This is a genomic window from Ruegeria sp. CDSA236 (assembly GCF_059611285.1).
Genome location: NZ_JBXWPG010000004.1, coordinates 112,068 through 127,603, shown reverse-complemented (window position 1 = coordinate 127,603; position 15,536 = coordinate 112,068). Strand labels below are relative to the sequence as shown.

General features: G+C 53.7%; 20 protein-coding genes. 6 read left to right on the top strand and 14 right to left on the bottom strand.

What is annotated here, in order from left to right:
- Positions 1-75 precede the first annotated feature (75 nt).
- Genes AC2FLB_RS08530 through AC2FLB_RS08510 form a run of 5 tightly spaced genes read right to left on the bottom strand, consistent with a single transcriptional unit; the run spans position 76 to position 2,256 of the window.
- Positions 76-582, bottom strand: coding sequence for a cytochrome b (locus AC2FLB_RS08530; RefSeq protein ID WP_496705216.1), 507 nt, complete (start codon positions 580-582; stop codon positions 76-78).
- A 2-nt stretch (positions 583-584) separates the two neighbouring features.
- Positions 585-917 carry a c-type cytochrome gene (locus AC2FLB_RS08525; RefSeq protein ID WP_496705214.1) on the bottom strand — a complete coding sequence of 111 codons (333 nt, stop codon included), beginning with the start codon at positions 915-917 and terminating at the stop codon, positions 585-587.
- A 12-nt stretch (positions 918-929) separates the two neighbouring features.
- The gene (locus tag AC2FLB_RS08520; protein WP_496709054.1) at positions 930-1,319 is read right to left on the bottom strand and encodes a hypothetical protein; all 390 of its coding nucleotides are present in this window, start codon (positions 1,317-1,319) and stop codon (positions 930-932) included.
- 32 nt (positions 1,320-1,351) lie between these two features.
- Entirely contained in the window at positions 1,352-1,804 is a 453-nt protein-coding gene (locus AC2FLB_RS08515; protein ID WP_496709053.1) for an anthrone oxygenase family protein, read from the bottom strand.
- On the bottom strand, positions 1,804-2,256 hold the full coding sequence (locus tag AC2FLB_RS08510) for a hypothetical protein (RefSeq protein WP_496705209.1): 453 nt from the start codon (positions 2,254-2,256) through the stop codon (positions 1,804-1,806). The genes AC2FLB_RS08515 and AC2FLB_RS08510 overlap by 1 nt, the downstream gene beginning before the upstream one ends.
- 141 nt (positions 2,257-2,397) lie before the next feature.
- Between AC2FLB_RS08510 and AC2FLB_RS08505 the strand changes: the two genes are divergently transcribed.
- Positions 2,398-2,838, top strand: coding sequence for a MarR family winged helix-turn-helix transcriptional regulator (locus tag AC2FLB_RS08505; protein WP_496709052.1), 441 nt, complete (start codon positions 2,398-2,400; stop codon positions 2,836-2,838).
- 37 nt (positions 2,839-2,875) lie between these two features.
- Here AC2FLB_RS08505 and AC2FLB_RS08500 read toward each other — a convergent pair whose 3' ends face one another.
- Positions 2,876-3,409 carry a cytochrome b gene (locus tag AC2FLB_RS08500; protein WP_496709051.1) on the bottom strand — a complete coding sequence of 178 codons (534 nt, stop codon included), beginning with the start codon at positions 3,407-3,409 and terminating at the stop codon, positions 2,876-2,878.
- Between the two features lie 27 nt (positions 3,410-3,436).
- The gene (locus AC2FLB_RS08495; RefSeq protein WP_496709050.1) at positions 3,437-4,516 is read right to left on the bottom strand and encodes a CDGSH iron-sulfur domain-containing protein; all 1,080 of its coding nucleotides are present in this window, start codon (positions 4,514-4,516) and stop codon (positions 3,437-3,439) included.
- Positions 4,517-4,616: 100 nt separating this feature from the next.
- On the opposite strand from AC2FLB_RS08495, the gene AC2FLB_RS08490 reads away from it, so the two are divergent.
- Complete coding sequence (locus AC2FLB_RS08490) at positions 4,617-5,054, top strand: MarR family winged helix-turn-helix transcriptional regulator (protein ID WP_496697133.1); 438 nt, start codon at positions 4,617-4,619, stop codon at positions 5,052-5,054.
- Positions 5,055-5,193: 139 nt separating this feature from the next.
- Here the strand turns inward: AC2FLB_RS08490 and AC2FLB_RS08485 are convergent, their stop codons facing one another.
- The 7 genes from AC2FLB_RS08485 to AC2FLB_RS08455 form a co-directional block, all read right to left on the bottom strand.
- A complete protein-coding gene (locus AC2FLB_RS08485; RefSeq protein ID WP_496701976.1) occupies positions 5,194-6,291 on the bottom strand; it encodes an autotransporter outer membrane beta-barrel domain-containing protein in 1,098 nt (365 codons plus the stop codon).
- A 335-nt stretch (positions 6,292-6,626) separates the two neighbouring features.
- Positions 6,627-7,145: a maleylpyruvate isomerase N-terminal domain-containing protein gene (locus AC2FLB_RS08480; protein WP_496709049.1), complete on the bottom strand. Its 519-nt coding sequence runs from the start codon at positions 7,143-7,145 to the stop codon at positions 6,627-6,629.
- A gap of 32 nt (positions 7,146-7,177) precedes the next feature.
- On the bottom strand, positions 7,178-8,281 hold the full coding sequence (locus AC2FLB_RS08475; protein ID WP_496709048.1) for a cupin domain-containing protein: 1,104 nt from the start codon (positions 8,279-8,281) through the stop codon (positions 7,178-7,180).
- Positions 8,282-8,303: 22 nt separating this feature from the next.
- Positions 8,304-8,951: a maleylacetoacetate isomerase gene (gene maiA / locus AC2FLB_RS08470; RefSeq protein ID WP_496709047.1), complete on the bottom strand. Its 648-nt coding sequence runs from the start codon at positions 8,949-8,951 to the stop codon at positions 8,304-8,306.
- A complete protein-coding gene (locus AC2FLB_RS08465; protein ID WP_496701970.1) occupies positions 8,948-9,643 on the bottom strand; it encodes a fumarylacetoacetate hydrolase family protein in 696 nt (231 codons plus the stop codon). Before AC2FLB_RS08465 ends, maiA begins: the two co-directional genes overlap by 4 nt.
- A 10-nt stretch (positions 9,644-9,653) precedes the next feature.
- The gene (locus tag AC2FLB_RS08460) at positions 9,654-10,835 is read right to left on the bottom strand and encodes a 3-hydroxybenzoate 6-monooxygenase (protein WP_496701968.1); all 1,182 of its coding nucleotides are present in this window, start codon (positions 10,833-10,835) and stop codon (positions 9,654-9,656) included.
- Between the two features lie 88 nt (positions 10,836-10,923).
- Positions 10,924-11,670, bottom strand: coding sequence for a class II aldolase/adducin family protein (locus tag AC2FLB_RS08455; RefSeq protein WP_496705200.1), 747 nt, complete (start codon positions 11,668-11,670; stop codon positions 10,924-10,926).
- A 147-nt stretch (positions 11,671-11,817) separates the two neighbouring features.
- Here AC2FLB_RS08455 and AC2FLB_RS08450 point away from each other — a divergent pair, with 147 nt between their 5' ends.
- From AC2FLB_RS08450 to AC2FLB_RS08435, 4 genes are all read left to right on the top strand, one after another.
- The gene (locus AC2FLB_RS08450; protein WP_496709046.1) at positions 11,818-12,750 is read left to right on the top strand and encodes a LysR family transcriptional regulator; all 933 of its coding nucleotides are present in this window, start codon (positions 11,818-11,820) and stop codon (positions 12,748-12,750) included.
- A 245-nt stretch (positions 12,751-12,995) separates the two neighbouring features.
- Positions 12,996-13,592 carry an RNA polymerase sigma factor gene (locus AC2FLB_RS08445; protein WP_246097204.1) on the top strand — a complete coding sequence of 199 codons (597 nt, stop codon included), beginning with the start codon at positions 12,996-12,998 and terminating at the stop codon, positions 13,590-13,592.
- Positions 13,589-14,329 carry a hypothetical protein gene (locus AC2FLB_RS08440; RefSeq protein WP_496691383.1) on the top strand — a complete coding sequence of 247 codons (741 nt, stop codon included), beginning with the start codon at positions 13,589-13,591 and terminating at the stop codon, positions 14,327-14,329. Before AC2FLB_RS08445 ends, AC2FLB_RS08440 begins: the two co-directional genes overlap by 4 nt.
- Positions 14,330-14,383: 54 nt before the next feature.
- Positions 14,384-15,463 (top strand): helix-turn-helix domain-containing protein, encoded by a 1,080-nt coding sequence (locus AC2FLB_RS08435; protein WP_496709045.1) that lies wholly within the window; start codon positions 14,384-14,386, stop codon positions 15,461-15,463.
- Positions 15,464-15,536: the final 73 nt, after the last annotated feature.

Genomic DNA, 15,536 nt, shown 5'->3' with positions numbered 1-15,536 from the left:
AAGCTCAGATTTTGGCGTCTGACTTAATAGTTTGGTGCACTGGTGCGCAAATTTCGCGATGTCGTTCATCAAGTATCAGGATGTCTGTGCACGGCCACGCTTGGGCCTTTTGAACCACATCCGCGCAAAGAGCTTGTCTTTTTGAACGAACTGATGCCAAGCGGCAGCGAAGGCATGAGCGACGACTGCGACCATCAACAGATCCGTTGCAAGGCTATGAACCCTGTACAGGACAGTCTCAGTGAACCCGGCGGGTAGCATCTTGTTGCCTTGAACCACGTGTATCAAATCTGACTCGACTGCGATCCCGGTGCCCGATACGACGACGGCGCCAAGAAGAATATACAAGGCGGTATGCATCCAGCTTGCCAGTCGCACTTGTATATTCAACCCACTTTCCGGCGCGCTTGGTTTCTCTGTTTTGAAACGGACAAGAAGCCGAAGCATAATCAGCCCCAGGATCAAGATTCCGCTGGTCAAATGGAAACTCAGAGGGGCAATGCCTCCCGACAAAAGTGTCAGGATTATGAGAATTGCCATAAGCCAATGCAGCGTAACAAGAAGAGGGTGGTAACGTTCCATTGTTACTTCACCAACTCCAACATGTAGTCGATCGCAGCGTCGATCTGTTCGTCGCTACAGGTGGTGCAGCCGCCTTTCGCTTTATGGTCCTTGGTGCCACGTAACACGATATCGCGCATGCGCTGTTCTGAATCCCGTTGCAGGAACTTTTGCCAGGTGTCCGGTTTCTTGACGTTGGGCGCGCCTGACATGAAGCCTTTAAAGCCGCCCGTGTGGCATTCTGCACATACGGATTGAAAGGTAGTATTATCTGCAACAACCGGGCTGCCAGCGCTGAAAGCGAACACGGTCACCAGCGCGGAAAGCCCCCCGCGAAGTCCAATCTCAAAATCCATTTTTGAACCCTTTCACTGAGCCTGATTTGTGCAGGCTTTTACAAGTTCAGCACATTTCGTGATGCTGTCACCGCCCCAACCGGCGCGGTTTTCGCTATTGATGTTCTGAATAACGCGGTCCGAGATGGTGAAGTTGAAGACGCAAGCCTTAGGGTCTTCGGCGGCTGCAGCTGATGGCAGTGTTAATCCGTCCGGTCCGCGCGCCTGAGCAGAACTATAGGTGGCAATGAATTGACGGCCCTGAATTTCCACAGTCGCGGGTTCGCCAATGCAGGTTTTCAGACGTTCGGCAGGAGCACCTTGTAATGCAGCTTTGGCATCCTGAACGGTTTGCAAATAGGTCGCGCCGCATGCAGCCGTGGTGATCACTATGGCTGTGGCTAGAATGAGAGGTGATTTCATCGTCTTAGGTTCCTTTGGTCAGTGCCGAGATTTTAAGCTCGTCGTATTGCCAGATAAGCGAAGACAGTTGCGGCAATCCCGCAGATGATCCGAAGCCAATGCACCTGCAGCCAAAGCTCCAGCGTGTCAGCAACTTCAGCTGTTGGCATACCCCCAGAGGCAAAAGCCGTGTTCGTCGGAACAAAGAATGCGAATGTCAGGATCGCCACGATCATCCAACTGAGTAGCGCCGCAATCCACATTCCACGAGCGGGGCTTCGCCAAAACAAAGCCACGCAGAGAATCGAGCCGAGAAGAGCCGGCATCGATACCAAGGGTATGGTTCGCTGGATGAAAACGTTGTTCACAGCAAACCAGTCCAGGAACTGCTGCGGGTCAAGGCTTTGCCAATAGCCGCCAAGCGTCATTTCGATAAACAGCATCGACCCGGCAAACATGCCCGAGGCTATGATTGTGATCGCTTCCGCCGTGCGGGTCACGGACATCATGCTTTTACCTTCCGATGACGAAGTCGACCTTTCATGCGAAGACCGTCGCGCATGCTAAGGCTCATTAGCGTGAGGTTCGTCGCACCGGCGACCAGCTCGAGAGTTTGCACCAGATAAAAGGTACTATCGAGTTCTCCGGCTTTCGCTTTAGCGGCCAGAAAAAGGGCTGCAGGAATCAGGATCGCTATGCCGTTGAAGGCGATGATTGGCATCCGGCGGGCCTTGTCCCCAAGCACCCCGCCGCGACGCTTGCCTGCAAGGGTGAAGCCCGAGCCGCCAACAGCGGCCATTGCCGGGACGAGAATTAAGAAGCCCCAAGGTATTGTCGTTTTGACCGCGATGATCTGTGCTTCGGTGCCAAAGAGTTCGACGATCACAGTGGAAAGCCAAAAACTGGCGATCATAAGAAAGGCAAGGGCGCCTGCAATCGGGTGAATTTTCTTAGTCATCTGAAGTCTCCTTTCTCGCATAATAACATAGTAAGCTATGTTTAATGGTGTGAGTCTTATGTGAAACGACTCATTGCCAGAACACATATAGCAAGCTATACAATAAATGTATAGTCTACTATGTAAAAGAATCGAAGGAATATGACCTTTTCACGAGAGAATTCTCCGGGATATCTGATTAATCACCTCGCGCGCCTGTTTGCGAACGCGCTGCAAGAGCAAATAAAGCCTCTTGGCCTTTCAACAGGTGTTTTCCCGATCATGGTGCACCTATGGGAAGACGACGGCCTGACGCAAAAACAACTGGTTGAGCGTGTCGGGATCGAACAGGCAACAATGGCCTATACTTTGGCTCGGATGGAGCGAGACGGCCTGATCATCCGTCTGCGAGATACAGAAGATGGGCGCATCCGACAAACATGGCTGACAGAGCATGGTAAGTCTTTGAAAGAGCCAACGCTGAAGCGGGCAAGCAAGCAAAACGAGTTAATACTGGAGGGGCTAAGCGATACTGAGCAGCAGCAAATTGTTGCTCTTATTACCAAAGCTATCAAGGCAAATGGCACGCGAGCTAGATATTGAGACGCGGCCTAAATCGCACCGCGCCCCAATCAGTTAGTTAACTTTGACCAAACCACATGCGCCCGAAAGTGCCGTCTTTTTTGACATAGTGATGGTAAAGCGCGCCAACGACATGAAGCGCTAGCAAAACAAGCAGAAACCGCGCACCGGCCCCATGTGCAAGTCGTGGCGGATAGTCGAAGAAGTTAGGTAACGGTGCAGTTGATCCGCCGAATAGAATAGTCCCGGCGCCAGACATCACGAGCATGCCTATGCCGCTGGCGACCATACCCAAGGTAACGATATAGAGCAGGAGATGAACCGCTTTGCCGATAAACACCTGCCAAGCCGGATCAGTTTCCAAATGGGCGGGCTTTTGATCAGCAAACATCCACCACCCGATACGGATAAGTGTGAGCAACAGTACCGAAATACCGATTGGGACATGGACTGAAAGAACCCCTGCCTTCGCGGCGCTGACATCAATGGACGCCGCCCGAAACCCGCTTGCAAACAGCGCAATGATCAATGCTGCGCTGAGCCAATGCAGAGTGATTGCAACAGTCCCATAAGACGTTGTTGTACTTTTCATTTCGATTGCCTCAGTTGAATATCGAGATCACTCAGCGCTGTCTTCCCAGCCAATGTCGACATGCGACCCATCGCAGAATGGTTTGTTCTTGGAGGCACCGCACCGGCAAAGGACGTATTTATTGGATGACGCGCCCTCAGCCCACTGAACATCCTGCAAGTCAACTCCGGTTACCCGAAAGGGTCCGTTACGCTCGATTGTAATGCCGGGGTTGTCGACGCTGGGGTGCTGTGGCTCGCCACCTGGTTCGCTCCAGGACAACGCGCCGGAAGGGCAGGCTGCAACAATTTCGCGAATTGCGTTGGCGTCGCCATTGTCAGGCTCAATCCATGGCTTTCTGCTCGAGTCGAAAACAGACTTCAATCTGCGGCCGCATTCCCCCGCATGGGAACACAACAGGCGATTGTAGTGAACTGTGATATCCTTGCCTTGATAGGCGGTCAGCTTGTCCGGGGTTCGATCCTTGGACACCGCTGAACTAAAGCCAATACCAGTATGTGAACTGTCACAGTAAGGCTTGGACTTTGACGCTCCGCAACGACACAAGGCCAAAGATTTTTTCACGGCTACATCGGAACCGTCAGCATCGGTCAATCTGGGGATCTCTCTAGCCAGAAGGGGGCCATCCGGAAGACCGCGGATCGTTGCGGTATTGTCCGCAACGCTAGAACCGCCGCCGATATTGCCGGTCATACGCAGCCCATCCCGTATATTCATCCCCAGCAGGCTGAGGTTGGTTGCACCGGCAAGAAGTTCGACGGCCTGTACGACATAGAACACAGTGTCAAATTCTCCTGCCGAGGCCTTGCTGGAAAGGAAAAATGCACATGGGATAAGGACGAGAATTCCATTTCCGGCAATGAACGGCATGCGCCTTTTCTTGCCCAACACCAGCTGGTCTGTCCTGTTTTTCCCAAGCGCCATACCAGAGCCGCCCGCAACGATCATCGCGGGAATCAGGATAAACATACCCCGCAAAATCATGGTCTTCACCGATGCAATGGCTTCATGATCAAGGAACAGTTCTGAAAAAACACTCGACGTCCAAAATGTCAAAATTGTTAGAAACGCGATGCCACCGGCGGTGGCATGGATGCGGGTTTTCATCTGGATAGTCCTTCTATGCAGTTGCGCGTGTCGTACATTTGGCTGTGCATAGCCTGCTATATATCATTGCATCCACCGCTATGCAAATCTAAAAGGTTCTATGGAATTTGATCACACGTCTTCGCCCGGGTACCTCATAAACCATTTGGCTCGTTTGTTTTTTGAGGAATTGCGCAGACGTATTGAACCTTTGGGCATAGTGCCGGGACAATTCCCCGCATTACTTGCGCTGTGGCAGAAGGATGGGCAGACGCAGAAGGAACTTGTCGACAAGCTGGACATCGAGCAGGCGACTATGGCGAACACGTTGAACAGAATGGAACGTGATGGTTTGATTTCGCGTAAACATCACCCGACAGATGGCCGCGCAAAGTTCATTTTTCTGACAGATAAAGCCAAATCGATCCGCGATGATGCCTACGAAGCTGCGACGAAAGTCAACGATTTGGCATTGAAAGACCTTGCTCCGGACGAACGGGAGCAATTTGTGCGCCTGATGCAACGCGTGCTTCATACGTTACAAGATTCAGAGCACTAGAACTGGGTGACGAGAACATACAGCCTATCAAAAGTAGCCGCCGGATCGTCTATGAGGGCTGGCTTTCTTCTGCAGCTTTTGAATGCTGTTGTACTTGGGTAATGGGCGGCACAGATGTGCCGCCCATTTTTTCGATAGATCAGAACGCCTTGGTGAAGGCAAAAGTGAGCCCGTTTTGCCGGCGCACACCGTTCAGGCCGAGGCGACCGGAATATGTCAGGTCGAAATAGCCGCCGGAATTCGTCAGATGCGTAATCCCCAGCCCGACAACACCGTAGGTCGGTTCGTCAAGGTACTCATCCAAGTCGTTGACCAACTCATGTTCAAGGCCCAATGTTGCCTTGGGTGACCAAGTTCCAGGTCTCAGCTCTTTTGAGATCCTGGCCTTGGCCCAGATTGTGCTATAGGTCTCGTCCGGACCATCGACACCTGACGCCAGATTGCCAAAGCTGTCAGCAGTCTCTTCGATCCATGCCCGTTGGTACAAAACGCCAAAGATTGGGTTCAACACCCATCCTTGGGGCAACCATTTCAAGTCTGACTTATCAAACCGGCCGACAAGTTCAGATTGGATGTACAGGCGATCATCGTCCTGGTTTTGGGTCAATGTGGCTGTTGGGCTTACCGGCAGCGAGATATCAGTCTCGCCGAACATGTATTCCATCCGAGCTGACATGCCCCAATTTGGATTGAATTGCTTCAAGGCATCCGCGCGCAGACCCCATCCGCCATAGGTCAAATCGGCAACGCCAATGTTTTCGATGTCGGTGTTTTCGTAAAAGGCGCCGAATGCAAGCATCGTATTCACATCAAAAAATTTGACGTACTGAGCATCGAGACGAATGGTGTCGGCGTCTACCACGACGATGCTGCCATCACCATCTGTGGCGACGTATTCAGTCGAAAACCGAATGAAGGAATCCGGCCCGATCATCTTCAACGCATGAATATCAATGATCCCCGAGACAGGTGACGTCTCATATCCGGATGTTGGCCCTCCTGCATGCGCGACACCGGTAACAGCGCGCGCGACCCCAATCCTTGTCTGAGCTATGCCAAACGGTTCATTCGACAGATAGCTTTCCAGCAAGCCAGACCCGCCAAGGTTGTAGATCGCAGCAATCCCAACCGGTAGCTGGCCCTGCTGGCCGCCATCCTGAGTGTCCTGTTCTTCTGCCATTGCCATGGTAGCGCACGCCGCCAAGGCCATGCCCATTAGTGGTGTCTTGGTATTCATGAGGTCCTCCCTAGAAATCCCTAAATATGAGTATTGGGAAGCTTATAGAGTACAGAATTCCCAAATACAAAGAAAACACGTACTAAAACACAGTGCTTTTCCTTTAAAATGACAATTCTGTCATAGATTTTCAAACTGGGGTTGAAGTTCGTCAGGATTGACAACCAAAAGAGAAACTTTGACGCCTTTTGGGGGATGCAAAGCGAGAGATTCGAATTGCTATCTAGCACTCATAGCTCTCGCAAAGATTGAATTCGAATGGGCATTCGTCGCTGTTTTGATGTGCATTCACGCCCAGCGATCAGAAGCGATATTCAGGCGGATCCACTCGCCGTCTATTGGTGATGGCGCTCTTCCAAAAGGGCCCGGGCCTGATCTGGAAATAGAGCGGAGTCAGCCCCGACATTCAACTCAAGCGCCGCGCCCCATATGACCTTTGCACGTTCGGAAGGCGTGTCCGATATTGAGGTCCGAGGGTCGGACATTCCCCATTCGAAATCAGTTAAGTCACGCCAAACTACATTTAAGTGAACGGCCGCGTGGCTGAAGAGATGATGAAGCGCGCGGGCTGGAATTGTTGCGTATTCATGTATGTCATTTCGCCCAGGGACCGTTGTCTCAAAGCTGGGGCTATCAGATCGAACACGTTCAATCGTTTCGCACATTTCCCGGGCGTGCAAACCGACTGAAGCAATGACATGGCGCCGCTGCCAACCAGGCACAGTGCTGTCCGCTGATAAAGCGGTATCGGGTAGATCATTTAATAAGCGTGCAAAAAATGCGGTGCCGCGGCGGGCTAGAAGCAAGTCTTGCTTTGGTGCCAGATCTGAATCAAATCTGGCGCCAGAACCCATTCTTGCTCGGTGGTCTTGCCGTGCCTTATCGGTCACTCTTGGCCTTCAACGTAGCTGCGCGCGAAGTTGAGCCGTTCCATAATTGGAGCATCCGAAAAACGGAAAAGATCAAATTGTGTTTCCGCCTCCAAGGCCCATGGAACCCAGGACGGGATCACAAACAGGTCGCCGATGTCCAGCGCGCGACGTTCACCGTTTATGATGACCGCACCACTGCCTTCGAATACCTGGAACACGGTTGATCCGACGTCGCGTCGTGTCTGGGTATTTGTTCCTTCACGCAGACGATGGAATTCGCACCGGATTGTCGACATCACATCGCCTCCGGTCGTTGGATTCACATATCGGATCGCGGCGTGGCCCGGCGCTATGGTTGCCGGGTTTCCTTCGTCTTCCAGCAAAAGCTGTTCTGTCAGCGCCCGGTCCGTGAACTCCCAGCGATATGCGCCGATTGGCGACGAAACGGTGTTCTGCAGTTGCGACAATGGCCGCAGACCTGGGTGGCACCACAGACGCTCTCCTTGTGAGAACCGCGGCGTCGCATAATCGGTTACCCGATCCGATCCGAACTCGAAGAATCCGACATCGTTTTGTTGGCTGAACGGAATGTCCAGACCATCAATCCAGGCCATGGGATTGTCGGTATCGTTGTGATGACCATGGAAGTTCCAACCTGGTGTCAGCAACAGGTCTCCGCGGCTCATTCGAACCGGATCGCCATTGACAACGGTCCAAACCCCTTCGCCTTCGACAACGAAACGAAACGCATTTTGTGAGTGGCGGTGTTCAGGCGCGGTTTCCTTGGGGCCCAAGTATTGGATCGCTGCCCAAAGCGTGGGGGTTATGTATGCGTTGCCGCCAAGGCCGGGATTGGCCAATCCCAACGCGCGACGCTCGCCACCCCGACCGACGGGGACAAGATCACCAGACGCCTCTGCCAGAGGCAGGATCGTTTGCCACTTCCAAACATAAGGAACGGCCTTCGGCTTGGGATGCATGGGCATCAAATCCCCAAGCTGAGTCCAGAGCGGAATGATATGCTCGTCCTCAAAGTTCTTGTACAATTTGCGCAGCTCGGGGCTGTCTTCGGGCTGCATTGAATGCTCAACGTTCTCGTGGCTGGTATCGGAACTCAAAACAGTCTCCTAAAGTCTTTCATTATGCTGCATCGGGCTGGTTCGGTGGCGCCGCATTTCGGAACGCAGAAAGTGCATCCAATGCTTTGTAAATTCGCAATATGTTTGGCCAATCATCCATCGGGATGCCAAATCTCTTATTGTTCCAGATTTGCGCATACAAACAGACATCGGCCAATCCGGGTGTGTCGGACAAGCAATAGATTGATTGTTGTTCCTGAGACGCCAGCGTCTGTTCAAACGCACCAAGCGTGGTTTTCACCCAATGTGTGAACCAGCTTTTCTGCTTTTCCTCATCCGCATCGAATTCACTGCCCAAATATTGCAATACGCGCAGGTTGTTCAGCGGATGGATGTCACATGCAATCATATAGGCAAGCGCACGGTCCTGCGCCTTTCCGTCCGGATCGGAAGGCAAAAGTGCAGGTTCGGGAAAAACCTCATCCAGCCATTCGATGATGGCAAGGGATTGGGTCATGACCGTGCCATCTTCCCGTACAAGGGAAGGAACCAACCCTTGGGGGTTCATAGCCAGATATTGGGGACTTCTGGTTTCGCCCGTGCGAAGAACATAGGCGATATAGTCGTAGTCCAACCCTTTCAGGTTCAACACCGCACGCAAACGCGTCGATGTTGAAGACCTGAAGAAGTTATGCAGCTGAAAGTTCATTCAGCGGCCCCGATTGTTGTGGTGATGTGCCCCAGCCCTTCGATGCTGACGACACAGACATCACCAGGATCCATCGATCCAACACCTGCCGGCGTGCCGGTCATGATCAGGTCGCCTGGTTTTAGCTCGATGAAGCTGGACAGGATCGAAACGATTTCGGGAACGGACCAAATTAATTCCGAAAGATCAGCCTGCTGCTTAACTTCTCCGTTGACGGTCAGCTTGATTTCCCCGGTTGACAGGTGGCCAACGGCCGAAACCGGGTGGATCGGGCCAATCGGGGCCGAGCGGTCAAACGACTTACCCATGTCCCAGGGGCGTCCTTGTTCCCGGGCTGCAAGCTGCAGGTCCCGGCGGGTCAGGTCATTGCCGACAGCGTAGCCCCAGACGTGATCGAGGCTATTGTTCATTGGAATGTTGCGACCTTCTTTGCCGATCGCAACGACCAATTCCGCTTCGTAGTGGAAATTGGCGGTCTCAGCCGGGTATGCGACGGTTTCGCCGTCCATAACCACTGCATCAGCGGGTTTCGAAAAGAAGAACGGCGGATCGCGGTCAGGGTCTTTACCCATTTCGCGTGCGTGTGCCGCATAGTTCCGGCCGACGCACAAAATACGGCGCACTGGCAGACGATCATCGCTGCCAGCTACCGGAAGGGTTACGGTGTTTTGAGGGGGGAAAACGTAGCCCATCTGTTATCCTTTAATTTTCAAGTCCATTCGATCCGTACAACCAATGAAGTTGGTCGCACCATTCGTCGGGTGTCATGTTCGACATTACGTGGTCGCGTACGGCGGCCTGCGCATCGTCCGGGTGATAGATATAGTCGCCGATCAGGCGCGAGTTCATCTGAACACGTGCCGTCCGAACCCGGCGTTGGTTCTGGTAGGTTTCCAACGCGTTCTCGATGTTGTCGCCATAGTTTTCCATGCAATGCGACAAGCAGACAGCATCCTCGAGCGCCATACATGCGCCCTGAGCAAAATACTGCAGCATTGGATGAGCCGCATCGCCCAAGAGAGCCACGCGACCATCGCGCCAGTTGGAAATCGGATCGCGGTCACAAAGCACCCAAAGCTTCCAGTCCTGACCGTGTTCGATGATCTGACGCGCTCGGGGGGCAATGTGTTCAAAGCCCTGCATCACTTCTTTGCGGCTAACGGGTCGACCTGCAATAGGCTCCTGCAGGTCGCGGTGATAGGTGACAACCAGATTGTAAACCTTCCCGCCCTTCAGCGGATAGTGCACGATGTGGCATTTGGGGCCAGCCCACAATGTTGCAGCATTCCAGCGCAGATCTTCAGGCATCTGCTCTGTGGGAATGACGCTTCGATATGTGGTGTGACCTGAAATTCTGGGCTCGCCATCTCCGATCATTTGGGCTCGGATTGGTGAACGAAGCCCTTCCGCACCGATCAGCGCAGCGCCTTTGAATACACCCAGAGATGTCTTGAGGCTGACGGATTTTCCATCCTGTTCGTAACCGCTAACAAGTGTGTTCGTTCGAATGTCGATCAGGTCACTTGCTTCGCAATAATCCAGCAGGACCGAGTGCAGATCGGCGCGGTGAACAACAGCGTATGGGTTGCCCATACGTTTTCTGAAGTCCTCACCCAGTGGGATTGTCGTAATATCATTCCCGTTCTTAGCATCCATTAGACGCAGTGAATCGACATACACGGCCTTGGATCGCGCTTCGTCCCCAACGCCCAGATAGTCAAAAGCGTGAAAGGCATTTGGTCCGATCTGGATACCAGCACCGATCTCTCCCAAAATGGGGGCCTGTTCGACAACGATCGAACGAAAACCCTTGCGGGCAAGACCAGCTGCGGCGGCCAAGCCGCCGATTCCGGCACCTGCAATCAAAATAGGCTCTATTGGCACTGTTGCCTCCTTAGTCACTTTGGCAAGAGGTCACACAGGCAACGCTCTTAGCTATATCCATTTGCCGGAAATGCGCGGCTCGGCTTTGTTACAAGCCGGCGAAGCCCGCACGCGACACCCAGTAATCCCAGGCCCGGGCTAGGGGCATGTCGCCCAAAAGCATCGCGCTGGTTTTGTCGATTTCACCATCTGTCAGATGTTTGAGGGAACCCAGCGCCAGCGACTGCTGAACCAGCGCGGCATTGTCTTTAAGGCCGGTCGCAACCATGCAAACTGCCCGGATGTTTGCAGCCACACAGATACAGCCGTGGCCACGCAGCAGGGCAACACTGTTTTGCCCAAGCGCGCGCGAAAGAGAGTGGCCCATATCCATCCGGTCAACCAACATGTTGGTGTCACCAAACTCGTCCTGGCTGTCCCAGGTCGGAACTTCTTTGCCAATGACTGACGACATGTGAAAGATCGGACGCAAGGACACATCATTCATTGTGAACGGAATGATCGAGCGCGCATGATGATGCGCCACCGAGTTCACATCGGGTCGGTCTTTGTAGATCGCCCCATGAATGTGTCGTTCGTTATATGGCCGACGATGATCTTCGCCGATAAGTTCACCTTCCAAAGTGAACTCCATGATGTCTTCGCGAGTCACATTGATAGGGCTGCGCGAACGGGACAGAAAATAGCGATCTTTCCGCAGCGGGTGGCGCACGCTGACGTGCCCAAAACTGTCTATAACGTCTTCACGCGCAAGAATTCTATTGGCCAAAACCAACTCGTTAATAGCCGCATCAATTAGCCGAGCGTCGTTTTGTGAGTCGTGATCAAGAGCCATCTACATCTCCAAGCCAAGTTGGGGTGCAAAATAGAAACGCTGACGCCTGATGAAAAATATATAGTACAGAGGTAATTCATATCATATAATAGATATGACAGTGGAAGTTCATCAGAACAAAAAAAGTCCAAGGGCGAGGGTCAACAGATGCGGTCACTCATCAGTCAGCTAACACTTCACAAGCTTGAAGTGTTTTGTCACGTCGCCGAGTTAGAAAGCGTTTCGCGGGCTGCTGAGGAATGCAGCATCGCACAACCCGTTGTAACTACGCATATCAAGGCGCTTTCTGAAAAACTGGGGGTGCAGCTTACGCAGCGCAATGGGCGGCGGATAGCGCTGACAGAAGATGGGAAACGCATATACGTCTGGGCCAAGGAAATCGTGTCGCAGACACGAGAGCTTGAGCAGGAACTTCAGGACCGCAAATCCGGCGCGGTTGGGCACGCCTCAATCGCCGCGTCAATGACTTTGGGGTCATACATCCTGCCGTCCATTGTTTCTCAGTTCAAAACGGACCACGAACAGAGTGATATTTCAGTGCAGGTTGCGAGCCCAAAACTGGCCAGCGAGCAGGTATTGAGAGGCGAATGTGACTTTGGACTGACGATTGTCGACCAGATTCACGGAATCCGCGGGCTTGATGTAACGCCGTTGTACAATGAAAGATTGATCTTGGCGGGGTCAGATAAGACGACCTTTGTTGGCAATCAGGTGACACCAGAGAAGTTGAAGGACCTTCCATTTGTCACCGCAAGGGCAAATACTGCCCGGCGCGATCTCGAAGACTATGCGCTGATGACTCATGGAATAATCAGAAGCAATGTCACACTGGAATTTGGACATGGCGAAGCCATCAAACAGGCCGTCCGGGCAGGGGCGGGCATCTCATTCCTGTTTTGGTCTTCTGTTAAAGACGAATTGGAAAACGGGTCTTTACGAGAGATAAAAACACCGGGGATGTCGCTGGCCTTTCCGATCTATCTTGTTCAACGAAAAGACCGGAACCTCACAGCATTTCAACAAAAGTTGGCCGAGTATATCTGCACAGAGATCAAACGCCTAGATGAAGCGCAGTCGTGAAGCGGCTTCATGCCTGAAATCTGACTTCACAACAACGATCCAGAAAATAGAGTGCGCAGGATATGTACGTGTATCTTCGCGACCTAAACTCCTCTCCTTGATCCGGCTGTCTGGATGTAGACTCCGTTCCTAGTGAGGATGTATCAATCAGAGCCTGCGGATTTCCGATCAGATCACGGGCAATTTCAAAGACCGCATGGTACTTTCCTTTTCAACATAAGTTCCATTTCTTTCCCGCGCAGGGTATGTCAGGCCTGACCCAGCGAACCTGGTTCGTGAAAATGATAGAGGTCGTGAAGCAAACTATGGTCGGTGAATTGAGTTCCGAGCAGGCCGTGCGCGGCGCGATCCAGACGCATTCGAGGCGCGTCTGGCGGTTTGGGCTTGCCCTGTCGGGTGCTTCCGATGTGGCCGATGATCTGTTGCAGGCCACTTGCCTGCGTGCGCTTGAACGCCACCACCAGGTCACGTCATTTGAGCGGTTGGACAGTTGGTTGATGACGATCTGCCGTTCAATCTGGTTGAATGAGCTGCGTGCCCGCTCGGTCCGAAAAGCGCAGGCACTGTCGTTGACCCCAGAGTCAGAGCTGATTGCATCCGGACCGGACTCGGAAACGAATATATTCGCCGCCGAAGTGTTTACCCAAGTGATGCAGTTGCCAGAAGCACAGCGAGAAACGGTGATGCTGGTCTATGTCGAAGGCTATAGCTACCGCGAGGCCGCAGCATTGCTGGAGGTGCCAATAGGAACGATCATGAGCAGGCTGTCCAATGCGCGACAAAAACTGAAAGTCGTGATGCAGCATGAGGCGGCAGATGCCGTTCGACGGAGTCGCAAATGAAGTTTTCCGATGAAGTTCTCAAAGCGTATCTGGAAGGCAAAGTGAATGAAGCCGAGGCCCAGGCGATAGAAGCTGCGGTTGCGGCCGAACCCGAGCTTGAGGCGCGCCTGATGGGGCTTGATCCATTCGCACCGGTGGTACAAGCGGTGTTTGAACATGTCCCGGCCGAGATGCCCCGGATGGTTTTGCCTGACCCAAATGCCGAGATACAAACCAGTAGCGGTCCTCTGCGCCTGTTGGCCGTAGCTGCATCTGTCGCGGTGATTTCTGTGTCGGCCACATATTTGGTAACCAGGCCTCAGCCCATGGGGTGGGCTGAGCAGGCGGCGATCTATCAATCACTATATGCGGCGGACACGATCGCGGGGATGGACAGCTCGGAACAGGCGTTGACAACTCAGTTTGATCAGGCCGAGGCACAGCTGGGTCTATCCTTGAGACGTGACACTCTTGAGGCGTTGCCGGGGATGGAATTGAAGCGTGCGCAGGTGTTGTCCTTCAGGGGCAAACCGTTGGTTCAAGTGGTCTTTGCGAATGAACAGGGCCAGCCTTTTGCCTTCTGTGTCATTCGTCAGGGTGAAGGCGCGCCAAGCAAGGATTTGAAAGAGGCAGTGCTCAGCGGGTTGGCGACGGCCACCTGGTCCAAAGACGGTTATGGCTATATGCTGATTGGTGACAGCGACCAGACTGACCTGGAAAGTAAGCTGGATATTCTGACCGCGACCTTTGCAAGCTGAGGTGGCGTCAAAAACGCCTTGTGAACCTGCGGAAATACCAGAAATATAGCGGACATGACCACCACACCCGTCATTCCCGATCCGGATGAGGACGAGGACCCCCTCGGCCCGCGCAGCATCTATGATGATGATGACGACGCTGATGAGGATGATCTGTGGTTCCTGCCACCTGACGAAGAGGCTGTCGAGGATTTCCTGCCGCCCGGTCCAAGGGTCGACCGCAGTCTTTTGTTTGATCCCAGGGATTGGCGTGCGGCGCAGGCAGATCTGTCGTTGGAACTGGCCGATCTGGCAGTTAGTTTTGGCGCCTTGGACGAACGTTTGCGCGCCGGTCCGGATGGGTGGACACACCGGCTGGCGCTGATGGATGTATCCGATTTGGGATGGTGGACCGGCGACCGGATCAGCGTTGATCGGCTGGCGCTTTGGACCGGGCTTCGCATTGGTGCAACCGGGGATGATGTGCAGGCCCTGTACCGCGCGGGTTGGGCCGTACGGCGGCTAACATCCGGCGCCGCGCCATCGGATGGCGGGTGGGAGACCGGCCTGACAGCCTTTTTAGATCGTATTGCGCAGGGGATTGACGAAGTCCCCGAAGCCATCGCCGATCTTGCCGAAGTCATGCGCAATTCCGAGGGGCTGCACCCGGTGACGCAGGCCGCCATCGGTTTTCATGCCTGGCGGGCCCTGTCTCAAGGCATCGGACAGGATACCGAGGCTGCAATCATTGCCGCCCGTCATGCGGCCAAGATGGGGCGGGGCGGGGCTGTGTTCATGCCCTTGGTTCTGTCGGGTCCGGGTGCGTTGAGAGGTGTTGGTGAACCATTAGAAAAGCTTGCTGCCTGGATCAGGGGAACAGGGCAGGCGGTATTGTCCGCCTTGCTGCACCTGGACCGGGTCAGCGCCTGGGAGCAACGCGCCAGAGAGACCACTGCAGAGTTGAGCGGGCGCACACCACCAAGACTGATCGACGTGTTTACGGCCTGGCCAATGGTCTCGGCCCCATTGGCGGAAGAGCTGACTAAAGCCTCACGCGCTGCGGTTCAGCGCAACATTGACCGTTTCAGCCGGAGGGGCTTGATCCGCGAGGTGACAGGGCAGGGACGTTACAGAGTTTGGACAGCGGCGCTGTAGCCCAAACAGGGTCATCAGACCAATATGCCCGGTCTGCCGCATTGAATACCAGCTTCCGCAGGTTTTTGCCTGT